The sequence below is a fragment of the Mesorhizobium sp. genome, from assembly GCF_017306585.1.
GTDB lineage: Bacteria > Pseudomonadota > Alphaproteobacteria > Rhizobiales > Rhizobiaceae > Mesorhizobium.
Map to the genome: position 1 here is coordinate 1 of NZ_JAFKIC010000225.1, position 21,445 is coordinate 21,445.

The window sequence follows — 21,445 nt, forward strand, 5'->3', positions numbered from 1 at the left end:
CGCCGAGCGCGCCCTTCAGGAAGCTCGATGCCCTGGCCGCTTCGATGGCGGCCCGCCAGTCGGCGGGCATGGCTGTCGTCGACGGTGCGGACTCATAGCCGTTGCCGGTCGTTTCCGGACCGGGGTCCAGCTTTTCATCGAGCCCTTTGACGATCCCGGCAAGCACCGTCGCAGCGATCAGATAAGGGTTGGCGTCGACACCGGACGGCCGGTGTTCGATGCGCCGGTTCCTGGCGTCGCCCGCCGGCACGCGCAACGCGACCGAACGGTTGTTGACGCCCCAGGTCGGCGCCACCGGCGCGTAGGATTGCGAGACGAAGCGCCGCCATGAATTGGCGTGCGGCGCGAACACCAGCATGGATTCGGCCATGGTCTGCAGCAGGCCGCCAAGGCCGTGCAGCAGCGGCGCCGACCAGCCTTCGCCTGCGGCCTCCGAAAAGACGTTGCGGCCGTCCTTGTCCTGCAGCGAGACGTGGAAATGCATGCCCGAGCCGGCATATTTCTCGATCGGCTTGGCCATGAAGCAGGCGGTGACGCCGTGGCGGCGCGCCTGCGCCCGCACCAGCCGCTTGAGCATGACCAGATCATCGGCCGCGCGCATCACGTCCTTGCGGTAGTTCAGCGTCAATTCGTACTGACCGGGCGCGTATTCCGAAATGACCGTTTCGGCCGGGATGCCCTGCGCCTTCGCGGCGGCGTAAATATCGGAAAAGAGCGGTTCCATGCCGTGCAGATGGTCGACGGAATAGACCTCCGTCTTGCCGGAGACGCGGCCGTCCAGCACCGCGCGCGCCGGCTGCACCTTGCCGTCGGCATCGCGCTCATTGGCGAGGAGAAAGAACTCCAGTTCGAAGGCGCCCGCGGGGTAAAGCCCCTTGGCAGCCAGTTTCTCGACCTGCCGCGCCAGCGCCAGCCTGGGGTCCGACGACATAGGCTGCCCGTCGAGATGATACATGGCCATCAGCACCTGGCCGCGGGCCGGGCTGGTGCCATGCAGCGGCACCAGGGTTCCGGGGATAGGCCAGGCCCTGAGATCGCCGTCGCCGCTGTCCCAGATAAGGCCGGTTTCGTGAACGTCCTCGCCGGTGATGTCGAGGCCGAGGATCGAGATCGGCATGTGCCGGCCGCCCTCGAAAATGCTCTTCAGCTCGTGCCGGCGCACTATTTTGCCACGGCCGACGCCGTTGGCGTCGGTCAGCACGATATCGAAGGCCTCGATCTCGGGATGGGCGTCGAGAAAGGCCTGTGCCTCGGTGGGCGAGGACCCCGACGGTGAGGTCGAGATGGCATTGGGATTATCCATGGCCGCTTGTCTCATGCCGAAAGCTTTGCCGCAACCGCGCCGAAGGCGCGGACCAGCCGGTTGACCTGAGCGCCCGTGGTTGCGGGCGAGATCAGCATCATGTTGTGGAAAGGCGCGATAAGCACGCCGCGGTTGACCAGCGCGACATGGATGGCGGCTTCCAGTTCCGGGGCGTGCGCGCCTTCCGCCTCGGCGCCGTTGTGCAGCGGACCTGGGGCGCAGATGAATTCCACGCGCGCGCCGACACGCGCGACATGCCAGGGCAGACCGTTCCGCTTGATTGCGCTGGTCAGCCCGGCGTCGAGGCGCCGCGCGAGTTCGTCCATGCGGTCGTAGTTCTCCTGCGTCATCACCTCTTCGAGCGTGGCGCGCATCGTCGCGAACTGCAGCGGATTGGCCGACAGCGTCGTGCCCATGCCGGAATAGCCCGGCTCCTTGGTCCTGTTGTAGGCGGCATAACGCGAGGCGACGTCCTCGCTCATGCCCCACACGCTTGCCGGAACGCCGCCGGCGATGGGCTTGCCCAGCACGAAGAAATCGGGGTCCAGCCCGTATTTGCGGGTATAGCCGCCGGGGCCGGTCGAGATCGTGTGCGTCTCGTCGATCAGAAGCAGCGTGCCGGTCTCGCGCGTCAGCTTGCGCAGCGCGTCGTGGTAGCCGGGATCGGCGAGCACCATGCAGGAATTGGTCAGCACCGGCTCGGCGATGACGCAGGCGACATCGCGGTCCTTGAGCGCGGCCTCGAGCGCCGCGACGTCGTTGAACTCGATGACCTTGGCGGTGCGCGTGAGGTCGCGGAACTCGCCGGCCAGTCCCGGCCGGTTGACCGGCTTGCCGTCTATCAGCCGCACCATCGTTTCGTCGACCGAGCCGTGATAGCAGCCGTTGAAGACCAGGATCTTTTCGCGGCCGGTGACGGCGCGCGCGACGCGCAGCGCGAAGCGGTTGGCGTCGGTCGCGGTCGTCGCGATCTGCCAGAACGGCAGGCCAAAACGCTGCTGCAGCAACGGCCCGATGGCGAGCGCGTCTTCCGACGGCAGCATGTAGGTCAGGCCGCGCCCGGCCTGCTTGCGGATCGCCCGCGCCACGGGGGGCGGCGAATGGCCGAACATCGATCCGGTATCGCCGAGGCAGAAATCATCCAGCCTGTTGCCGTCTATGTCGGTGATGCTGGCGCCCCTGGCGCTGTCGACCAGGATCGGAAACGGGGTCGGCCAGTCCTTCATCCAGTGCATGGGCACGCCGCCGAAGAAGCCGGGCAGGCCGTTGCCGATCTTGGCCTGCGATTTCGGCCGCGCGGTGCGGAAGGCCTCGCCTTCGCTCTCGCGCAACGCGGCGATGCGGTCGCGGCTGATGCCGCCGATGGACGTGCTTGAACTGTCGCTATGCATGATTACCCCTCTGGCCGGTTCCTCTTAGCCAATCCATGCAAGCGACCGCAATTGGCCGCGTGCGCGTCCTGCGTTGGCTCAGCCGATTATCGCAAATCGAGATGGCGCAAAGCCGCGTGGATCGTTGCGGCTTCCGACCTAGAGCGGTTCAGGGTTTGATGGAATCGCCGAACCGCTCTAACTCTTTGTTTTTACGCAATTCCGGACGGAAAACCGTTTCACACTTTTACTGGAACCGCTCTAGGCCGTGATGTCGATGACGCCGCAGTTGCCGGCGGCGCTGCCGAAGGCGATCCGGCGCTCTTCCCGGTCCCACATCATCGAGGTGATGGCGCCCTTGCCTTGCCGGCGCAACAGCACTTCCTTGGCATCGGCGAAACGCACGGCGATCACCATGCCGTCCTCATAGCCGATCGCCGCCACATCCTGGCTGGGATGGCAGGCAACGCAGGTCACCATCGTGTTGCCGCGCGTGCCGAGTTCAAGCGGCGCCTTGCCCATCGGGCCGTCTTTCGCCGAGAAAGGCCAGACGATCGCGGCAGGCGCGCCGGAACTGGCCAGCCACTTGCCTTTGACGCTCCAGGACAGGCTTTTGACCTTGCCGGGGTAACCGCTCATGCGCATGTGCTTGCCGTCGGCCAGCTTCCAGCCATGCAGCGCGTTTTCCTGCATCGTCGTCACCAGGAAGGCGCCGTCCGGCGAGAAGGTGATGCCGGTGTGCGCGCCGGCCCATTCAAGTTCCACCGGCTTGCCCTCGGCAGCCGGGAAATGCAGCGTCGCGCCATTATAGCGCGCGACGCCGAAGCGCATGCCCTTGGGCGAGAAGGCCAGTCCCTCGACCGAGCGCGGATGGGCGAACTCGCGGACCTTGCCATCGGCGAAACGTACGAAAGCGGTCTTGCCCGAGGCATAGGCGACAGCGCCTTGCGGCCCGGCGGCAACGCTGGTGATCCACTTCTTGGCCGTACTAGCCAGTTCCTTGGCCTCGCCGCCCGCCTTCACCGCAAACACCTTGCCGTCCTCGCCGCCGGTGATCAGCCGGTCGTTGGCGGCGTCATGGAAGGCGGTGAGCAGACCGTCATTGGCCTGCGCCGTTTTGTGGCCGTTGTCGAGCCGATGGATGACGCCGTCCGCAAGCGCGAAATGCGGCACATCGCCAAGGAAGACGGCGGCGACGCAATGGCCTTCGAGATCAAGCGGGGCGACTGTGGGCATGTCGGGTCTCAACGGTCATTCGTTCGTTCCAGCGCAGGATAACGGTTTCGGCGATCGGAACCGGGCCGCCTTGATAGGTGAAGACGAACCATTTGTCCCAGTTTTCGACCAGCCACGCTTTGGAAAGCCCAGCTTTTTTCTCAAACCGGCTTTCCACCGGCAGAACGGCGAACACAAGTCCGGATTTATAGCCAGACGCCACCACAAGGCCGAGCCCGGCACTGTCGTCACGGGGGTCGAACACAAGCAGATCAACTGGCCCGGTGCCTGGTCCGCTGTCGTAATTGTCGGAAAGCCGGAGGATATCGCCGACGGCAATCAGGTCGTCGGCAAGATCGATCAGACGCGGCATCTTCCGGGTCAGGCTGCCTGGCAGGCCTCGAAACTCTTCTTCAGCCGCTCTGCGTCGAGGTCGCGGCCGATGAAGACCAGCCGGCTCTCGTGCTTCTCGCCATCTTTCCAGGCGCGCTGGTGGTCGCCCTCGATGATCATGTGCACGCCCTGCAGGACATAGCGTTCATCATCGCCCTTGAGCGCGATGATGCCTTTCAGCCGCAGGATGTTGGGTCCTTCCACCTGAGTGATCTTTTCGATCCAGGGGAAGAATTTCTTCGGGTCCATCTCGCCGCCGCGCAACGACACCGATTTCACCGTCACGTCGTGGATGTCGGACGGGTGGGCGTGGTCGTGATGATGATGATGGTGGTCATGTCCGTCATGATGGTGATGGTCGTGGTCGCAGTCCGGACCGCATTCATGATCGTGATCGTGGTCATGCGCCTCGAGGAAATGCGGGTCGTTTTCGAGCGCCTTGGTGAGGTCGAAGGCGCCGCGGTCTAGCACTTCCGACAGCGCTACGCCGGCGCGCGTCGTGCGGTGGATTCTTGCCGCCGGGTTGATGGCGCGGATCGTCGCCTCGACCTTGGCGAGCTCTTCGGGCGTGACGAGGTCGGTCTTGTTGAGCACGACGACATCGGCGAAGGCGATCTGGTCCTCGGCTTCCTTGGAATCCTTGAGCCGCAGCGGCAGGTGTTTGGCGTCGACCAGCGCCACCACCGCATCGAGCTTGGTCTTGGAGCGCACGTCGTCGTCCATGAAGAAGGTCTGCGCCACAGGCACCGGGTCGGCCAAACCGGTGGTCTCGACGACGATGGCGTCGAAACGGCCGGGCCGGCGCATCAGGCCCTCGACGACGCGGATCAGGTCGCCGCGCACCGTGCAGCAGACGCAGCCATTGTTCATCTCGTAGATCTCCTCGTCGGATTCCACGATCAGGTCGTTGTCGATGCCGATCTCGCCGAATTCGTTGACGATCACGGCGTAGCGCCTGCCATGGCTCTCCGACAGGATGCGGTTGAGCAGCGTCGTCTTGCCGGCGCCGAGATAGCCGGTGAGGACAGTTACGGGGATCTGCGTCTGCGCTTCGCTCATGGCTTGCCTCGAAGTCCTGGGCCTGGAAAGGCCTCGATAAAGGGGATTGTCGGTTCCATATAGGGTGTGCGCCGGGCTTTTGCACGAGGCAAACCGGTGGGCCAAGCTGGCGGGCGGGGATTGTCCCAGGGAGCGTTGAGGGCGCTGGGGTTCATCGTATCGGCGGTGAGGCGTTTGGCGATCACCAGGCAGGCTTGTCGTCGGCGTCCCCGACCGCCATATCGCGCCCGCCTTGTGGCTGGTGTGAATCCGGCGCGCCGGAAACTTGTTTGTCATCTAACTGAAATAAACATCTGGCATCACCACGGCGGACACCGCAATGCTTGCCGGCAAAGCTGTTTCGAGCGCCGGAATCTTTTCGATCGTCGATTGCCAACCGGCCGGCTGCGTCTATGCTATGCGCACCGGTACGGCCGAAGAGGGATGACCATGGCCAAGGCGGACAAGACTGCAACGATGAGCCGGCTGCATTCGGCGGCACGGCTGGCAAGGACCGCGCTGGCGGCCCGGCTCCTGGCGCATGGCTTCTATGCCGGCCAGGACCAGATCATGCTGGCGCTCGACCGCGAGGACGGCCAGACGCCGGGTAACCTCGCTGGACGTCTCGGCGTGCGGCCGCCCACCATCACCAAGACCATCAACCGGCTTCAGGCGCAGGGTTTCCTGGAAAAGCGCGCATCGGAAGCCGACGCCCGCCAGGCGCATATCTTCCTGACCGACAGCGGTCGTGAAACCATCCGCGCCATCGAGAAGTCGGTCAAGAAGACCGAGAAGCAGGCACTGAAGGGCCTCGACAAGAAAGACCAGAAGGCGCTGTTCAAGCTGCTGGCCCGCATCGAGGCCAACCTCTCCAACGAGGAACTGGTGCTGGTCGACGACGACGCCGAGTCGGACGACTGACGGCAGCGGTCAGGCCGCCGCCGGAGCCTGCTTTCGGATCAGCGAGGCCCAGCGTCCCGGCGTCATGCCGAACGCCTTCTTGAACTGCCTGTTGAAATGGCTCTGGTCGGTGAAGCCGGCGTCGACCGCGATCTGCGCCAGCGGCTCCCCGGCCGTGATCAGCCGCCGCGCCCGCTGAAGCCGGCGCATCACCAGGAAACGATGCGGACTGGTCGAGAACGCCGCGCGGAAATGCCGTGACAGCGCATAGCGGTCCAGCCCCGTAACGGCTTCCAGTTCCTCTGAACGCACCGGCCGTGTCGCGTTCTCCGTGAGGTAGTCCCGCGCCAGTGTCGCCGCCCGCCAGGCAGGCCTCGCGATCGGTTTCGCCGGCTGTCCGCCATGCCGTGTCAGGCCTTGCATCAGTTGTGCCAGGAAGTCGTCGACAAACAGTTCGTCGAGTTCCTGTTGCAGCGGCCCCAGCGCCGAAAGCAACGTTGCGCAAAAGGCGTCATCGGCGACCACCGCCTCCCTGACGAAGGGCAGGGGGGCGTCGCCAAGACAGCCCAGCATCAGCGAAGGTTCGAGATAGAGCATCCTGTAGCGCAGCCCGTCCTCGGTGCCGGCACCGCCATCATGCAACTCGTCGGGATGCAGCACGATGATCTGGCCGGGCAGGCTATGTCGCGTCATTCCGCGATAGCGAAAGGTTTGCACGCCCTGCAGCGTCACGCCGATCGCATAGGTGTCGTGGCGATGGAGATCGAAGGCGCTGCCGTGGAAACGCGCCTCGATCCGCTCCATGCCGGCCGGGTCCGGGGCGGAGATGATGCAGTTTTCAGCCGCATCGGCGCACAAACGTCCAAGACCCTCGAAGGCCTGGCGGTCTAGTTCAAACGGCATCTCCTGCCTCGCAATCGGGGCGTCATCGCGAATGGATCATTTTCCCATGTTCGACACCAAATTTGCAATCGTCCTGCGCGAAGACCTGGCTGTCTGGCAGAAGCTGAACGTCACTGCCTTCCTGACCAGCGGCGTCGTGGCGCAGTTTCCCGATATCATCGGCGATCCCTACAGCGACCGCGCCGGCAATCTCTACAACCCTCTGTCGATCCAGCCCGTCATCGTGCTTTCGGCCGACCAGGCCACGCTTGCCGCGATCCACAGGCGCACGCTTGAGCGCGGCGTGACGGCTTCGCTCTATGTCGAGGAGATGTTTTCCACCGGCTTCGACGCCGCCAACCGCGCCGTCTTTGCGCAGTTCGCGCCCGATGACGCCAAGGTTGTCGGCATCGCGCTGCGCGCCGACAAGAAGGTGGTCGACAAGATCACCAAAGGCGCCCGCATGCATGCGTAGGGCAATTCCCTGGGAATAGCTTAAAACAAGGAGCTGGAGCGGCTCGGCGGTTCCATCAAACGCCGAACCGCTCCAGGCGAACTCAATCGGCTGGCTGCCGGCGGTCGAGAAGAGCGGCATACAGTGCCGCCAGCAAGGCGAGCGTCGCCGACGCCAGCATCATGAGGAAAAGCAAGGGAACCGAATCCGCAAGGAACAGGCCGGCAAGGGAGGCTATGAGTGCCCCGCCGCCGATCCGCATTGCGGCGGCCAGTCCCGCCGCGGTGCCAACCAGATCTGGTCGGACCGACAATGCGCCGCTGTTGGCGGCAGGCATGGTCAGTCCATTGCCGATGCCGATGAACACGCAAGGTCCGAAGAAGGCAAGAACGTGGGCGGTACCCAGGCTTGACGAAACCAGGCCGACCAGCAGGCCCGCGCAGGTCAGGAGCCGCGCGAAAACAAGCGTCGCACCAAGCGAGGCTTTCGAGGCGTAACGTCCGGCTAGATAGCTGCCGAAAATGAAGCCGGTGGGAACCAGCCCCATATAGAAACCAAGCTTCGCGGTAGATCCGCCGAGCGCGTCGCCGACGACCAACGGCGCTCCTCCCAGGAACACGTAAAGTACCCCCATCGAGGATGCCATGCACAGTGTGTAGGCCCAGAACCGGCCGGAACTCAGGAGCAGCCTGTATGCGACGAAATATGTCCCGCGCGATCTCGACAATGGGCCGGCCCTGCTTCTGATCTGATGCATGGACAAGGCAAGTGTGGCCGCGCCGAGGATCGCGAAGACAACGAAGCTTGACCGCCATCCGAACAGCTCGTCGAGTGTCCCGCCGAACAGAGGGCCGACCATGGGCGCAAGCGCCCATCCCATGGCGAGATAGCCAAATTTGCTGGCGGCCTCGCGCTCCCCTGATGTCTCCTTGATGATGACAAGAGCGACGGAATAGCAGGGGCCAATACATGCTTGCATCGCGCGAAACAGAAGGAAAGTGCCGATGTCGGGAGCCAGAGCGCAGCCGATGGAGGCTGCGACGAAGAGCGAAAGCGATGTCAGGACGACCAGCCTGCGCCCAAATCGGTCCGATATTGCGCCTCCGATGGCTTCAATGGTGGCGGTGATGATCGCAAAGCCGGCGACGGACAGATTGACCAGTGCGAAATCGGCTTGGAATGTCGCGGCAATGTTGGGCAGCGACGGCAAAATCATGTTCACCGGCAACACCGCAAGGGCCGAGAGCAGGATCAGGGTGATGAGGCGAGGTGGGGTGGTGGATTCAGGAGAAACCACTTTCCCGATCTTGTCCGCCCTCGGACTCCGGATAGGTTTATCGCTTGCCATGGTCCCGCTCGCCTTCTGCGTGGGTTGAGGAGAGGTCTGACGGGCGGCCTGAATTCGGGCATAAAAAAAGGCCCCGTCAGGAGCCTGTTTGCCGCGCATGGGGAGCTTTCGCCGGATGGTTACACCATCCTGCCCATGCGCTCTCTTACCACGATGAAAGCCGTAGCGATGTTCATGGCATCAGAGCTAGGCGGAAATCGTGTACGGCGTCAAGACGCATGCCTCGACATCGATCAGCGACGGAAAGATGCAAGCCTGTTGCCTGTGGCGAGGTTCAGCCGGGCAGTGGGTCGGAGCCCGTACGTGCGGGACGAAAGCTAAGCCTGCCGGGATGTGTTGTTGTGCCAGCTGCTTTTGGCTTGCCCCAAGCCTTCAATTGCCGCAAAGGTGGGTTTCAGCCCCGCGTTTCCCCGGCCTGCACGTGAATCCTTCCCAGAGATATGTCGAAAGCGCAACGCCGCCGGTGGCGATCCTGTGCATGCTCACCACCTACGTCTTCTTCACCTTCCTCGACACGTCGAGCAAATATCTCGTCCTTGCCGGCGTTTCCGTGCTGGTCGTCGCCTGGGTGCGCTTCGCCGTTCATGTGGTGCTGGTCGGTGCGTTGCTGCGCGGCTGGCGCGAGCCGGAGCGGTTTCGCCCCGCCAACCTGCCGGCGCATGTGCTGCGTGGCGCGTTCCTGTTCGGCTCGACCATCTTCAACGTGCTCGCCCTGCGCTCGCTGCAACTGGCCGAAACCACGTCGATCTATTTCTTCGGCCCGATGGTGATCACCGCTCTCGCCGGCCCGCTGCTCGGCGAATGGGCCGGCTGGCGGCGCTGGCTGGCCATCCTGGCGGCCTTCGCCGGTGTTTTGATCATCACGAGGCCGGGTGTCGGCGTTTTCGGCGTCGGGCATCTCTTCGCGCTGGGATCGATGCTGTCGAACAGCTTCTATGTGATCATGACGCGGCGCATGTCGGCGACCGAGACATCGGAAAGCCTGATCCTGTTCTCGGCGCTGGCGCCAGCCGTGCTGCTTTTGCCCCTGCTGCCCTTTTCCTTCTCGCTGCCGCATGATGGCTGGCACTGGTTCGTGCTGCTGATGCTCGGCGTTTTCGGCGGTGTCGGCCACTGGCTGCTGGTGCAGGCCTACCGGCTGGCGACCACCACCGCGCTCGCCCCCTATCCCTATTCGCAGATGGTGTGGATGATCATTTCCGGCTGGATCGTCTTCAATCAGTTCCCGGACCGCTGGACGCTGCTCGGTGCCGCCATCATCGTCGCCAGCGGCCTCTATATCGTCCACCGCGAGCACCGGCTTCGGCTGGGGAACCGGGCCGTCTCCGATGTCGAAGCCGAGGCGCTGGCAAAAAAACTTTGACTTGCTCCCGATCAATGGCATAACGCCGCGTTTAAAAAGTTTAAAAAGCCTGGGGAGCGAAGGCTGGCACAGAAGATCAAGCTGTCGACGATCGCGGATGCGCTCGGTGTGTCCACGGCCACGGTTTCGCTGGCGCTGCGCGACAGCCCGCTGGTTGCCGGCTCGACGCGCGACCGCATCAAGGAACATGCCCGCGCCATCGGCTACATCTACAATCGCCGCGCCGCCAGCCTGCGCACATCGCGCTCGGGCATTGTCGGCGTCGTCGTGCACGACATCATGAACCCTTTCTTCGCCGAGATATTGCGCTCGATCGAAAGCGAACTCGACCGCAGCCGCCAGACCTTCATCCTGTCCAACCATTACGACCAGCTGGAAAAGCAGCGCACCTTCATCGACACCCTGCTGCAGTTGGGCGCCGACGGCGTCATCATGTCGCCGGCCATCGGCACGCCTGCTTCCGATATTCTGATGGCCGAGGAGAATGGCCTGCCGGCGGTGCTGATCGCGCGCACCGTCGAGGGCGCCGACGTGCCGGTATTTCGCGGCGACGACGCCTACGGAACAGGGCTCGCCACCAACCATCTGATCTCGCTCGGCCACAAGCGCATCGCCATGATCGGCGGCACCGACCAGACCTCGACCGGCCGCGACCGCTACCAGGGCTATGTCAATGCCATGGAAGCAGCCGGACTCGAAGTCAGGCCATCCTGGCGAATCGCCGGCCCGCGCACCAAACAGGCCGGCTTCGAAGCCGCCGGGCAGTTCCTGGCGCTGAAAGACAGGCCGACGGCGGCATGCTGCTGGAACGACCTTGTCGCCATCGGCCTGATGAACGGCATCGCGCGCGCCGGTCTGGTGCCCGGCATCGACATCTCTGTCACCGGCTATGACGATCTCGAAGAGGCGGCGATCGCCACGCCGGCGCTGACCACCGTCTGGAACGGCCAGCGTGAGGTCGGCCGCCGCGCCGCCAGCGCGCTGCTCGACAAGCTCAACGGGCAGACGGTGCGGCCGTCGCAGGAACTGATCAAGCCGGAGCTGCATGTGCGCCAGTCGACCGGCAAACCGGTGGAGCGTGCATGACCGGAGCTGAAGAATTGAAAGCCGTCGCCATTCTGGTGCCGGCGGACTTCACCGGCCACGCTGCCGATCGCATCGAGGGGACGTTCAGGCGCATCGGCATCGAGCGTGCCGATGCGGCGCTGGTTACAGACGAGATGCGCCGCACGGTGCGCGGCATTGCCTCGTTTGCGGGCATCAACGCGACGATGATGGATGCGCTGCCCAATCTCGAGCTTATCGCCTCCTTCGGCGTCGGCTATGATTCGGTCGAAGTCGGCCATGCCGCCGCGAACAACATCATGGTCACCAACACGCCCGACGTGCTGACCGAGGAAGTCGCCGACACCGCCATCGGGCTGTTGATCAACACCGTCCGCGACCTGCCGCGTGCCGAGGCCTGGCTGCGAGACGGCAGTTGGGCGCGCAAGGGCAACTATCCGCTGAGCCGGCTGACCTTGCGCACGCGCCGCGTCGGCATCTTCGGCATGGGCCGCATCGGGCAGGCCATCGCCCGGCGGCTGGAAGCGTTCGGACTGCCGGTCTCCTATCACAACCGCCGCCCGGTCGAAGGTCTATCCTATCCCTACCACCCGACGCTGAAGAGCCTCGCCGAAGCTGTCGACACGCTGATTTCCGTGGCCCCCGGCAGCGCTTCGACGCAAAAGGCGGTCAATGCCGAAATCCTGGCCGCCCTTGGCGCGAACGGCGTGTTCGTCAACATCGGCCGGGGCAGTACCGTCGACGAGGAGGCGCTGGCGGCGGCCCTTGCAGATGGCACCATCGCCGCTGCCGGGCTCGATGTCTTCGCCAACGAGCCGAACGTGCCGCGGGCGCTGCTCGATGCCGCCAATGCCAGCCTGTTGCCGCATGTCGGCTCTGCGTCGGAGCACACGCGCCGCGCCATGGCGGACCTGTGCGTCGACAATCTCGTATCCTGGTTCACCGAACGCCGGGCCCTGACGCCGGTGCCCGAAACGATCAACGTCAAGGCGCCTGCCTGATCGAAGCGGGACGCGGGCCCTGAAGGGCTCACGGCACTCTATCGGGCCTCGAAAGATCTCGCCCCCGCGCGTCCGCCACACCTATTAACGTCGGCTTAACTCTTTGAAAATATTAACCATACCTGGTTATTATCGCGGAGAGTCGAGTGAAACTTGTCACGGGTTTCGTTGCGTCTGTGGCGCTGTTCGGCGGTGCTCATTTCCTGCATGACTATGATGGCCGGGCAACGGCCGCCGCAAGCGCCTCGTCAAACATCTATCGCCTGACCGCCAATGGTGACGAAGGCAAATGCGCGGTCACGCGCGAAACCGCCGTCTCGGACGGCCTTTCGTGTATCGCGGTCGGTCCGGACTGCGTGGAACTGCTTCCGGGACTGGAGCAAGCCAGGTTCTGGCGTGAGCAGCGGGACGGCACGGTTACCTTCAGTGCGAACGGCATCGATCCGATCGTCACGTTTTCCGTCGCCGATGGCGAAGGCTATGAATCCTTCGCCCCGGCCAATCCCCTGTTGTCGCTTACGCCTGAGACCGGCGAGCGTCCGAGGGACTGACTACTCCGCGGCAGCCCGTGAGCCAGCCTTCGCTGCCGCATGCAGGCGCACCGCGTCGCCGAAGGCGCGGAAGATATTGGCCGAGACGCTGTCGGACTTGACCCAGTATTCCGGGTGCCACTGGACGCCGACGGCAAAAGCGCGGGCACCCTTGACCGATACCGCTTCGACCGTGCCGTCGTCGGCGACACCCTCGATCTCGAGCTTCGATCCCAGCCGGTCGATCGCCTGGCGGTGCAACGAATTGACCTTGATGTCGCCCGCGCCGAACACGCCGGCAAGGCAGCTGCCCGGCTTGATCGAAACGGTCTGGTGAATGGCGAAGCGTTCGTCCTGGATATCGCTCACCCTCGCGCGGTGGTCGAGCGAGCCCTCGCGCTCCTGGATCTCGGTGCCCAGCGTGCCGCCCAGCGCCACGTTCAGTTCCTGGATTCCGCGGCAGATGGCAAGCAGCGGCACGCCGCGCTCGATCGCCTTGCGGATCAGCGGCAGCGTCGTGGAGTCGCGCGCGGGATCATAGGGGCCGTTTGCTTCGCTGGCATCCCCGCCATAGAGCGAAGGGTCGACATTGGATTTCGAGCCGGTGAGCATGACGCCGTCGACGGAAGACAGCAGTTCGTCGAAATCGAGCCGGGCGCCGAAGGAGGGCACGAGCAGCGGGAAGACACCGGCTCCCGTGATCGCCGCTTCCAGATATTGCTGCGGGGCGGCATGCCAGGTGTAGTTATCGAACTGACGGACGTCGGTCGATATGGCGACGAGCGGCTGATGCATTTTGGATCGGGTTTCCAGCTGGACACGGGTATATCGCCTGCAAAATAGGCGATCTCAAGGCATTTTTCCATGCCAAGTTACGGCGTGTCGAATGGGCCACGAAACCATCCGTTAGACTATAGTTGCAAGTCCGCAGGGCTGATCGCCAAATCCGGCCGCTGTGCTGGACTACATATCTCGCCCGTGTATTGTTTCGGCCAACCGATGCGGGAGCCGAGGAATTCTCGAACGTCGGTCTGTTGATCCAAAAGGGAGGAACTTCATGGATCGTCGTTCATTCATCCGCAAGGCAGGCGTCACAGGTGTAGGCGCTGCCGCGGCGGCGGCCACGCTGGCGGCGCCGGCCATCGCCCAGTCAAATCCCAAGGTGACATGGCGGCTGGCGTCGTCCTTCCCGAAATCGCTCGACACCATTTATGGCGGCGCGGAAGTGTTCTCCAAGATGCTGTCTGAAGCCACCGACGGCAATTTCCAGATCCAGGTCTTCGCCGCTGGCGAGCTGGTGCCCGGCCTGCAAGCTGCGGACGCCACCACGGCCGGCACGGTCGAGGCCTGCCACACGGTGGCATATTATTATTGGGGCAAGGACCCGACCTGGGCGCTCGGTGCGGCGGTTCCCTTCTCGCTCAACGCGCGCGGCATGAATGCCTGGCACTACCATGGCGGCGGCATCGACCTGTTCAACGAGTTCCTGGCCACGCAAGGCCTGTTCGGCCTGCCGGGCGGAAACACCGGCGTGCAGATGGGCGGCTGGTTCCGCAAGGAGATCAACACGGTCGCCGATCTCTCCGGCCTCAAGATGCGCATCGGCGGATTCGCCGGCAAGGTGGTGCAGAAGCTCGGCGTCGTGCCGCAGCAGATCGCCGGCGGCGATATCTATCCGGCGCTGGAAAAGGGCACCATCGACGCTGCCGAATGGGTCGGCCCCTATGACGACGAGAAGCTCGGCTTCTACAAGGTCGCGCCCTACTACTACTATCCTGGCTGGTGGGAAGGCGGCCCGACCGTCCATCTGATGTTCAACAAGGCGAAATACGAAGAACTTTCGCCGACTTACAAATCGCTGTTGCGCACCGCCGCGCAGGCCGCCGATGCCGACATGCTGCAGAAATACGACTATGTGAACCCGCCGGCGGTGAAGCGGCTGGTGGCGGGCGGCGCCAAGCTGCGCCCGTTCAGCCAGGACGTCATGGCCGCCTGTTTCGAAAAGGCCAACGAGGTCTATGCCGAAATGGAAGCCTCCAACGCGCCCTTCAAGAAGATCTGGGAATCGATCAAGGGCTTCCGCAAGGAACACTATCTCTGGGCGCAGGTGGCCGAATACAACTACGACACCTTCATGATGGTGCAGCAGCGCAACGGCAAGCTGTAGGCGGGGATCAGCTCCCCTCTCCCCGTATAGCGGCGGGGAGAGGGGAGCTGCGATCGACGGTTTCGCAAGCCGCCGACGTTGCAAGACTTCAACCGCGCCCCGGCACCACCAGCACCTTGACCTCGCCGGGCGCCGGCGGGTTGGCGATCACGGCGGCAGCTTCTTCCAGCGGCACCTGCCTCGAAATCAGCCTGTCGATCTCGATCGCGCCGGAGGCGATCAACTCGGCCGCCCTGCCATGCGTGAAGGGGTTGAGGAACGAGCCCAGCACCTTCAATTCGCGAAACAGCAGGTCGAAAGGCTCGATTTCCACCTTCATGCCTTGCGGCACGACACCGACGATGATGACCGTCCCGCCGGCCTTCGCGATACGCATCGACTGCTCGACGGTATCGCGAACGCCTGCGCATTCCAGAACCACGTCCACGCCGCCGGGCACCAGGCCCTTCGGCCCCGAAATGGCATCGATCACGTCGCCGGCGCCGGGATCGACCGTCGCCGTCGCGCCGAGCTCCTCGGCCAGCGCGCGCCGCGAGGCCTGCCGGGTCGACAGGATGATGGTCGAGGCGCCGGCGAGCCTTGCCAATTGCACGGTGACCAGGCCGATGACGCCGCCGCCGAGCACGACGACCGATGCACCTGGCCTGATCCCGGCAAGGTCGATGCCGTGCAGACAGCAGGCCAGCGGCTCGCAGAAGGCGCCATGCGTCGGCTTGAGGTTTGCCGGCAAACGGAAGGCCTGTTTCTGCGGAAGCAGCACATAGTCCGCAAAACCGCCATCGCGATGGATGCCGATGGCGTTGAGATTGCGGCACAGATTGACCCGGCCGGCATGGCAATGGCCGCACCGCCCGCAGGCGATATTGGGGTCGCCGGTGACGCGGTCGCCAACCGAAAAGCCGGAGACGCCGGATCCGACGGCTTCGATGATGCCCGAGAATTCATGCCCCGGCGTAACCGGAGGCCGGCAGGGAAACTCGCCATGGAACAGATGCCGGTCGGTGCCGCAGACGCCGCAGGCCTCGATCCGCACCAGGAGATCTTCCGGCCCGGGGGCGGGCTTAGGGACGTCGCGCAGCGCGATGCTGCCTACCGCTTCGAGCCGGACGGCTTTCATGGCTGCGCCTCCATCAGTTGAAGTTCGGTGGTTGCGAAAGATCCGGCGCCGGCGCTGCCGGCTTGGCCGGCGGCGTGTCGCCGAAGCTGGGCGGCTGTGACAGGTCGGGCGTGCCGGGCGTGGCCGGGGCGGCGGCGCCGTTGTCGGCTGGTGCGCCGAGCGGCGAAAGGCCTGGCACTTCCGGCACCTTGTAGTCGATCGTGCCGGGATCGACGGTGGTGCCTTTGTAGCGCATGACCATTTGCGGGAAGGCGATGGTCAGGCCGATCATCACCACCTGGATGCAGACGAACGGCACCGCGCCCCAATAGATCTGGCCGGTGGTGACCGGCGCGATCTGCTTGCCGGTAAGCCGGTCGAGATAGGGCACCCGGGCGGCCACCGAACGCAGGTAGAACAGCGCGAAACCGAAGGGCGGATGCATGAACGAGGTCTGCATGTTGACGCCGAGCAGCACGCCGAACCAGATCAGGTCGATTCCGAGCTTGTCGGCCGCGGGCGCCAGCAGCGGCACGATGATGAAGGCGAGTTCGAAGAAGTCGAGGAAGAAGGCCAGGAAGAAGACGAGGATGTTGACGCCGATCAGGAAGCCGACTTCGCCGCCCGGCAGCGAGGTCAACAGGTGCTCGACCCAGATCTGGCCGTTGACGCCGTAGAAGGTGAGCGAGAACACGCGCGCGCCGATCAGAATGAACAGCACGAAGGACGACAGCCTTGTCGTGGAAGTCAGCGCCTGCTTGATCACGTCGAGTGACAGCCGGCCCTTGGCCGCGGCCATGGCCAGTGCGCCGACCGCGCCCATGGCGCCGCCTTCCGTCGGCGTGGCGATGCCGAGGAAGATGGTGCCCAGCACCAGGAAGATCAGCGCCAGCGGCGGGATCAGCACGATGACGACCTGCTGCGCCAGCCGCGACATCATGTTGATGTTGAGCCGCCGGTCGGCGATCGCGACGATGTAGATCAGGATCACTCCGACGCAGGCGCCGAGAATATCGGCATTGTCGCCATGGGCCGGCGCCAGGTAATGGTAGGCGGCATATGAGACCGCCACCGCTGCAGCCAGCGCGACCAGCAGCGACATCACGCCATGGCCGAGCGTACGCGCTTCGAGCGGCAGCGCCGGCACCATTTTGGGGCGAAAGATAGACATGATCAGGATGTAAAGCGCGTAAAGCCCGGTCAGGACGAGGCCCGGGATCAACGCGCCCGCATACATGTCGCCGACCGAGCGGCCGAGCTGGTCGGCGAGCACGATCAGCACCAGCGAGGGCGGGATGATCTGGGCAAGCGTGCCCGACGCGGCGATGACGCCGGATGCGAGCCGCCGGTCGTAGCCGTAGCGCAGCATGATCGGCAGCGAGATCAGGCCCATGGCGATGACGGACGCCGCCACCACGCCGGTTGTTGCCGCCAGAAGCGCGCCGACGAAAATCACCGCATAGGCAAGGCCGCCGCGGATCGGCCCGAACAACTGGCCGATCGTGTCGAGCAGGTCCTCGGCCATGCCCGATCGCTCGAGCACGATGCCCATGAAGGTAAAGAAGGGAATGGCCAGCAGCGTGTCGTTCGACATCACCCGGCTGCCGTAGAAATTGTCCGGCAATGCGTAGAGCAACGGCCAGGCGAGATTGATCACGCCGCCCGAATAGGGCGTCAAAAGCACGCCGATGACGAAAAAAAGCAGCCCGTTGGCGGCAAGCGAGAAGGCGACGGGATAGCCGATCAGCATGAACAGGATCAGCGATGCGAACATGATGGGCGCCATGTTCAGGGCGATGAACTCCATCACGAACGCACCTCCTCGGCCAGTGCCTTGGCTTCGAGTTCGGCTTGCTCATGCGCTGAGATGAATGGATTGGGATCGTCCATCACGCCGCGCATGATGGCGATCTTCTTGATGATCTCGGAAATGCCCTGCAGCGCCAGCAGGAAGAAGCCGACCAGCAGGATGGCCTTCGCCGGCCAGACGATCAGCCCGCCGGCATTGGTCGACATCTCGCCGCTGTGGAACGACAGGCTGACATAGGGCACGAAGTAGAACACCATCAGCGTCACGAACGGCATCAGGAACAGGAGGTGGCCGAGCAGGTCGATCCAGTGCTGCATGCGGCGCGGAAACAGGCCGTAGACGATGTCGATGCGGATATGCTCGTTCTGCTTCAGCGTGTAGGCGGCAGCCAGCATGAAGGCGGCGCCGAACAGGTACCATTGCAGCTCCAGCCACGCGTTCGAGGATATGTCGAAGACCTTGCGGATGATGGCATTGCCGGCGCTGACCAGGATCGCGACCAGGATCAGCCAGGATACCGATTTCCCGATGAATTCGTTGACGCGGTCGATGCCCCGCGACAGAGCGAGCGGCCCTTGCATGCAGTCCTCCCTTTTGTCGCTGGCGCGCCGGCTCTCCCCTTCCATGCCGTCACGCCGCGTGGCCCAACGGTATGCCGCGCGTGGCCGGACGGGTCAACAAGGATGGAAGCAGGCAAACGGCATGGGTTGAAGCATGGGGCCGGACAGCCGCGTTTCGCCCCGGCGTCATGCAACCAAAGTCTGATGCGGTCAGGCGATCTTGCTCTGGTCGCGGCCGGCGCCGATCAGGATCAGCATCGCCACCAGGAACAGATACATCCACGCATCGCGCCATTCGATCGGGAAGTATCCGGCCCATAATGATTCGGCCATGCCGAAGGCGGCCGCCCCAAGTGCGGCCCTGGGCGGCGACAGATAGCCGCCCACCGAGGTCACGAACAGGATCTTCAGCCCATAGACGAGGCCGGAACCGAAGCTGACATTGCCGTAGTAGAGGCTGGCCATGACACCGGCCAGCGCGGCGCAGAAGCCGGCGAACAGCACCGCATGCCGGAACACGCGCCGGACATCGACGCCGCACAGGGCGGCCGCCCTGGGGTCGTCGCAGACGGCGCGCCAGGCCCGGCCGAAGCTCGAACGGGCGAACCCCCAGCTGGCAAGGGCAACCGCCGCCAGGACGAATGCACAGTCGAGCACCTGGATCAGTGTCAGCGTCGCCTTGAAGCCGGAGCCTTGCGCGAAGACGATTGGCTCGGCCAGCATCGGCGGCAGCCACAGATCATGCGTGTCGGCCGCGATACGGCTCGCCTCCGACAGGACAATCAGGATGCCGAGCGTCGTCACCACGATGGCATTGGGCGTGCGGTCGGCCAGCGGCTCGAAGACGCTGCGCGACAGGACATGGCTGAGCAGCGTGGCATAGAGAAATGCCGCCACGACGCCGAGCAGCACGGAGGCCAGCACCGTCAGCCACAGAACCTGATAACCGAAGGCGACGGTCAGGATCATCGTCTGGCCGCAAAAGGCGAACAGCGCGCCATAGGCAAGGTTGGTGCGGTGCAGGATGCCATTGGTCAGCACATAGCCGAAGGCGAGCAGCGCGTAGAGCGCGCCCGAATGCAGCCCGTTCAGCACCTGCTGGAAGAAATAGAGCATGCAAGATCCCCGGAGCGTACCGCCCGAATACCCGGCGGTTCGGGATAACGGCACGCTCAAGACGCCGGCAAGCATACCATGCGCGGCGATGAGGTTTGCATCGTCGAATCTAACTTGTCAAATGCGATTTATCGGTTAGATTTCGGGAATGACGGTTGCCTGGACACCACACCGCTTCACCGGCGGTCTGCTCGCACTCGACACGGCAAACACCGTCGTGCTGCGTGGCGATCCGCAACGCACCTTCGACCGTTTTGAGGATCCGGCTGAAATCGCCCGCTTCGCCGAGGCGGCCACCGGCTTTCGTGCCGCCGAGCTCGGCGACAGGCGGCTGGCCGTTTCCTCACCGGCCGCCATCGCCCCCGTCGTGCTGTCGATCCGCGAGGCGACCGACCGGCTGTTTCGCGGCGCGGTGTCGAATGGAGCGGTTTCCACGGCGGATCTGCCGGGTTTTCTACGCGCCTGCGCCGAAGGCCTGGCCGGCAGCCGGACCGAGGTCGGCGGGCCGGGAAAGCCGTTCGGCGATCCCGCGACGCCGATCGCCTTCGAGGCGGCGCTGGCTGTCTCTGCGCTTTCGCTGCTGCGCGAGGACACGGTCGCGCGGCTCAGGATCTGTCCCAACTGCACCTGGCTGTTCGTCGACAGAAGCCGCAATTCCAGCCGCCTTTGGTGCGACATGGCGGTGTGCGGCAACAGGCAGAAGGCCAGCCGTCACTATCGCCGCCGCATGGCGGCCCATGAGGTCAAGAATGCCTAGAGCAATTCCAGGAAAAGTGTGCAGCGGTTTTCCGTCAGGAATTGCGCAGAAACAAAGATTTGGAGGTCTTCAACGTTTGGCCGCGGCCGTTGCCGTGCTCCTCGCCGCCACGGCGCTCGGCGCCTGTCGCGACACCGGCGGCGAAGGCAAGCTGTTCGAGGTTTCGGGCAAGATATTCATCTTCAACTATCGCCTCGCCAGGGCGACCTATGTCGTGACGCTGCGCCCATTGCAGCCGATGGGCGAGGGCCAGGTGGTCGTTGCCAGTTTCCAGAACCCCGCCGGGGGCGACCCGATCGTGGTCGAGCAGAAAGTCTGGCCGAAGCTCGACAAGGTGAGCCTGGAGAGCCCGGCGCTGACCTGCATCGTCAAGAACAAACCTTATGCGATCGCCATCAGCGTCAAGGACGCCAACGGTGCGGTGCTGCAGAAGATCGACACCACGCTGATGTCGACGGAGGATCAGTCGATCCTGCCCGACCGACCCTTGGTCGTCGACCAGCTCTACACGGCCAATCCCGACCTTGCCGGCCACCCCGACGGCAAGCTGCCGGGCGAGCCGAAGCCGGATTGTTCGAAAGCCGGCTGACCCGGACGTCGATTCCACTGGAATTTTAGTGCGCCGTCACACTGTCGGCGCGCCCTTTCATGCGTGATCCAGTACCCGCGTGAACCGTTTGTTGCGCGTTGACTGGTCCCTTCGATTTTGTTTGACCTGCCTTGCAAGGGGAGAAAGGATGCGCCATCCGATCCCGACGTTGGCTGCCGTTCCGCGCCGCCTTCGCAGAGGAAATGCCTGATGACGCTGCATGATGTCGCGCTCGACGACAAGTTCGATCTTGGAAAGGAGCGCATCTTCCTGTCCGGCGCGCAGGCCGTCATCCGCATGCTTCTGATGCAGCGCGAGCGTGATCGCCGCGCCGGCCTGAACACCGCCGGCTTCGTTTCGGGCTATCGCGGCTCGCCGCTCGGCGGCCTCGACATGCAGCTTTGGAAGGCCAAGAAGCAGCTCGCCCAGGCCGACATCGTCTTTCAGCCCGGCCTCAACGAGGAACTTGCCGCCACCGCCTGCTGGGG

General features: G+C 64.2%; 23 protein-coding genes. 10 read left to right on the forward strand and 13 right to left on the reverse strand.

What is annotated here, in order from left to right; all coding sequences use genetic code 11:
- The 6 genes from J0I79_RS27515 to J0I79_RS27540 all read right to left on the reverse strand — a co-directional run.
- Positions 1-1,303, reverse strand: a 1,303-nt coding sequence (locus J0I79_RS27515; RefSeq protein WP_292866821.1) for a glutamine synthetase family protein, incomplete at its 3' end; no start/stop codon positions are given.
- Between the two features lie 11 nt (positions 1,304-1,314).
- Positions 1,315-2,694 (reverse strand): aspartate aminotransferase family protein, encoded by a 1,380-nt coding sequence (locus tag J0I79_RS27520; protein ID WP_292866823.1) that lies wholly within the window; start codon positions 2,692-2,694, stop codon positions 1,315-1,317.
- 240 nt (positions 2,695-2,934) lie between these two features.
- Positions 2,935-3,909 carry a WD40 repeat domain-containing protein gene (locus J0I79_RS27525; RefSeq protein WP_292866825.1) on the reverse strand — a complete coding sequence of 325 codons (975 nt, stop codon included), beginning with the start codon at positions 3,907-3,909 and terminating at the stop codon, positions 2,935-2,937.
- Positions 3,887-4,261 (reverse strand): Imm45 family immunity protein, encoded by a 375-nt coding sequence (gene imm45 / locus J0I79_RS27530; RefSeq protein WP_292866827.1) that lies wholly within the window; start codon positions 4,259-4,261, stop codon positions 3,887-3,889. Before imm45 ends, J0I79_RS27525 begins: the two co-directional genes overlap by 23 nt.
- An 8-nt stretch (positions 4,262-4,269) precedes the next feature.
- Positions 4,270-5,340 carry a GTP-binding protein gene (locus tag J0I79_RS27535; protein ID WP_292866829.1) on the reverse strand — a complete coding sequence of 357 codons (1,071 nt, stop codon included), beginning with the start codon at positions 5,338-5,340 and terminating at the stop codon, positions 4,270-4,272.
- Positions 5,341-5,521: 181 nt separating this feature from the next.
- On the reverse strand, positions 5,522-5,716 hold the full coding sequence (locus J0I79_RS27540) for a hypothetical protein (RefSeq protein ID WP_292866831.1): 195 nt from the start codon (positions 5,714-5,716) through the stop codon (positions 5,522-5,524).
- Between the two features lie 53 nt (positions 5,717-5,769).
- Between J0I79_RS27540 and J0I79_RS27545 the strand changes: the two genes are divergently transcribed.
- Entirely contained in the window at positions 5,770-6,240 is a 471-nt protein-coding gene (locus J0I79_RS27545) for a MarR family transcriptional regulator (protein WP_137929048.1), read from the forward strand.
- Positions 6,241-6,249: 9 nt separating this feature from the next.
- Here J0I79_RS27545 and J0I79_RS27550 read toward each other — a convergent pair whose 3' ends face one another.
- Entirely contained in the window at positions 6,250-7,122 is an 873-nt protein-coding gene (locus tag J0I79_RS27550; RefSeq protein ID WP_292866833.1) for an AraC family transcriptional regulator, read from the reverse strand.
- 46 nt (positions 7,123-7,168) lie between these two features.
- Here J0I79_RS27550 and J0I79_RS27555 point away from each other — a divergent pair, with 46 nt between their 5' ends.
- Positions 7,169-7,576, forward strand: a complete 408-nt coding sequence (locus J0I79_RS27555; protein WP_292866834.1) for a DUF2000 family protein — start codon at positions 7,169-7,171, stop codon at positions 7,574-7,576.
- Between the two features lie 82 nt (positions 7,577-7,658).
- Here the strand turns inward: J0I79_RS27555 and J0I79_RS27560 are convergent, their stop codons facing one another.
- Positions 7,659-9,002: a multidrug effflux MFS transporter gene (locus J0I79_RS27560; RefSeq protein WP_292866835.1), complete on the reverse strand. Its 1,344-nt coding sequence runs from the start codon at positions 9,000-9,002 to the stop codon at positions 7,659-7,661.
- A 379-nt stretch (positions 9,003-9,381) separates the two neighbouring features.
- Here J0I79_RS27560 and J0I79_RS27565 point away from each other — a divergent pair, with 379 nt between their 5' ends.
- The 4 genes from J0I79_RS27565 (at position 9,382) to J0I79_RS27580 (ending at position 12,883) form a co-directional block, all read left to right on the forward strand.
- A complete protein-coding gene (locus J0I79_RS27565) occupies positions 9,382-10,266 on the forward strand; it encodes a DMT family transporter (protein WP_292866836.1) in 885 nt (294 codons plus the stop codon).
- Between the two features lie 63 nt (positions 10,267-10,329).
- Positions 10,330-11,352 (forward strand): LacI family DNA-binding transcriptional regulator, encoded by a 1,023-nt coding sequence (locus J0I79_RS27570; protein WP_292866849.1) that lies wholly within the window; start codon positions 10,330-10,332, stop codon positions 11,350-11,352.
- Positions 11,349-12,332: a 2-hydroxyacid dehydrogenase gene (locus J0I79_RS27575; protein WP_292866837.1), complete on the forward strand. Its 984-nt coding sequence runs from the start codon at positions 11,349-11,351 to the stop codon at positions 12,330-12,332. The genes J0I79_RS27570 and J0I79_RS27575 overlap by 4 nt, the downstream gene beginning before the upstream one ends.
- A gap of 146 nt (positions 12,333-12,478) precedes the next feature.
- Positions 12,479-12,883, forward strand: coding sequence for a hypothetical protein (locus tag J0I79_RS27580; RefSeq protein WP_292866838.1), 405 nt, complete (start codon positions 12,479-12,481; stop codon positions 12,881-12,883).
- Here J0I79_RS27580 and J0I79_RS27585 read toward each other — a convergent pair whose 3' ends face one another.
- Positions 12,884-13,657, reverse strand: a complete 774-nt coding sequence (locus J0I79_RS27585) for a gamma-glutamyl-gamma-aminobutyrate hydrolase family protein (protein ID WP_292866839.1) — start codon at positions 13,655-13,657, stop codon at positions 12,884-12,886.
- A 262-nt stretch (positions 13,658-13,919) separates the two neighbouring features.
- On the opposite strand from J0I79_RS27585, the gene J0I79_RS27590 reads away from it, so the two are divergent.
- Entirely contained in the window at positions 13,920-15,029 is a 1,110-nt protein-coding gene (locus tag J0I79_RS27590) for a TRAP transporter substrate-binding protein (RefSeq protein WP_292866840.1), read from the forward strand.
- Positions 15,030-15,117: 88 nt separating this feature from the next.
- Here the strand turns inward: J0I79_RS27590 and J0I79_RS27595 are convergent, their stop codons facing one another.
- The 4 genes from J0I79_RS27595 to J0I79_RS27610 all read right to left on the reverse strand — a co-directional run bounded on the left by J0I79_RS27595 (position 15,118) and on the right by J0I79_RS27610 (position 19,611).
- Positions 15,118-16,146 carry a zinc-dependent alcohol dehydrogenase family protein gene (locus J0I79_RS27595; RefSeq protein WP_292866841.1) on the reverse strand — a complete coding sequence of 343 codons (1,029 nt, stop codon included), beginning with the start codon at positions 16,144-16,146 and terminating at the stop codon, positions 15,118-15,120.
- 13 nt (positions 16,147-16,159) lie between these two features.
- Complete coding sequence (locus tag J0I79_RS27600; RefSeq protein ID WP_292866851.1) at positions 16,160-17,932, reverse strand: TRAP transporter large permease subunit; 1,773 nt, start codon at positions 17,930-17,932, stop codon at positions 16,160-16,162.
- Positions 17,932-18,516, reverse strand: a complete 585-nt coding sequence (locus J0I79_RS27605) for a TRAP transporter small permease subunit (protein ID WP_292866842.1) — start codon at positions 18,514-18,516, stop codon at positions 17,932-17,934. The genes J0I79_RS27600 and J0I79_RS27605 overlap by 1 nt, the downstream gene beginning before the upstream one ends.
- 189 nt (positions 18,517-18,705) lie before the next feature.
- Positions 18,706-19,611, reverse strand: a complete 906-nt coding sequence (locus J0I79_RS27610) for a branched-chain amino acid ABC transporter permease (RefSeq protein ID WP_292866843.1) — start codon at positions 19,609-19,611, stop codon at positions 18,706-18,708.
- A 148-nt stretch (positions 19,612-19,759) separates the two neighbouring features.
- Here J0I79_RS27610 and J0I79_RS27615 point away from each other — a divergent pair, with 148 nt between their 5' ends.
- The 3 genes from J0I79_RS27615 to J0I79_RS27625 form a co-directional block, all read left to right on the forward strand.
- Complete coding sequence (locus tag J0I79_RS27615) at positions 19,760-20,368, forward strand: CGNR zinc finger domain-containing protein (RefSeq protein WP_292866844.1); 609 nt, start codon at positions 19,760-19,762, stop codon at positions 20,366-20,368.
- A gap of 76 nt (positions 20,369-20,444) precedes the next feature.
- Entirely contained in the window at positions 20,445-20,957 is a 513-nt protein-coding gene (locus J0I79_RS27620) for a hypothetical protein (protein ID WP_292866845.1), read from the forward strand.
- A gap of 210 nt (positions 20,958-21,167) precedes the next feature.
- Positions 21,168-21,445: hypothetical protein (locus J0I79_RS27625; RefSeq protein WP_292866847.1), on the forward strand; the 278-nt coding region annotated here is incomplete at its 3' end.

What these genes read in the sequence shown, in the direction of transcription:
- J0I79_RS27520 (WP_292866823.1), bottom strand. Translation starts at nt 2,694, where the DNA reads ATGCATAGCGACAGTTCAAGCACGTCCATCGGCGGCATCAGCCGCGAC.
- J0I79_RS27525 (WP_292866825.1), bottom strand. Translation starts at nt 3,909, where the DNA reads ATGCCCACAGTCGCCCCGCTTGATCTCGAAGGCCATTGCGTCGCCGCC.
- imm45 (WP_292866827.1), bottom strand. Translation starts at nt 4,261, where the DNA reads ATGCCGCGTCTGATCGATCTTGCCGACGACCTGATTGCCGTCGGCGAT.
- J0I79_RS27535 (WP_292866829.1), bottom strand. Translation starts at nt 5,340, where the DNA reads ATGAGCGAAGCGCAGACGCAGATCCCCGTAACTGTCCTCACCGGCTAT.
- J0I79_RS27545 (WP_137929048.1), top strand. Translation starts at nt 5,770, where the DNA reads ATGGCCAAGGCGGACAAGACTGCAACGATGAGCCGGCTGCATTCGGCG.
- J0I79_RS27550 (WP_292866833.1), bottom strand. Translation starts at nt 7,122, where the DNA reads ATGCCGTTTGAACTAGACCGCCAGGCCTTCGAGGGTCTTGGACGTTTG.
- J0I79_RS27555 (WP_292866834.1), top strand. Translation starts at nt 7,169, where the DNA reads ATGTTCGACACCAAATTTGCAATCGTCCTGCGCGAAGACCTGGCTGTC.
- J0I79_RS27560 (WP_292866835.1), bottom strand. Translation starts at nt 9,002, where the DNA reads ATGCGCGGCAAACAGGCTCCTGACGGGGCCTTTTTTTATGCCCGAATT.
- J0I79_RS27565 (WP_292866836.1), top strand. Translation starts at nt 9,382, where the DNA reads ATGCTCACCACCTACGTCTTCTTCACCTTCCTCGACACGTCGAGCAAA.
- J0I79_RS27575 (WP_292866837.1), top strand. Translation starts at nt 11,349, where the DNA reads ATGACCGGAGCTGAAGAATTGAAAGCCGTCGCCATTCTGGTGCCGGCG.
- J0I79_RS27585 (WP_292866839.1), bottom strand. Translation starts at nt 13,657, where the DNA reads ATGCATCAGCCGCTCGTCGCCATATCGACCGACGTCCGTCAGTTCGAT.
- J0I79_RS27590 (WP_292866840.1), top strand. Translation starts at nt 13,920, where the DNA reads ATGGATCGTCGTTCATTCATCCGCAAGGCAGGCGTCACAGGTGTAGGC.
- J0I79_RS27595 (WP_292866841.1), bottom strand. Translation starts at nt 16,146, where the DNA reads ATGAAAGCCGTCCGGCTCGAAGCGGTAGGCAGCATCGCGCTGCGCGAC.
- J0I79_RS27600 (WP_292866851.1), bottom strand. Translation starts at nt 17,932, where the DNA reads ATGGAGTTCATCGCCCTGAACATGGCGCCCATCATGTTCGCATCGCTG.
- J0I79_RS27605 (WP_292866842.1), bottom strand. Translation starts at nt 18,516, where the DNA reads ATGCAAGGGCCGCTCGCTCTGTCGCGGGGCATCGACCGCGTCAACGAA.
- J0I79_RS27610 (WP_292866843.1), bottom strand. Translation starts at nt 19,611, where the DNA reads ATGCTCTATTTCTTCCAGCAGGTGCTGAACGGGCTGCATTCGGGCGCG.
- J0I79_RS27615 (WP_292866844.1), top strand. Translation starts at nt 19,760, where the DNA reads ATGACGGTTGCCTGGACACCACACCGCTTCACCGGCGGTCTGCTCGCA.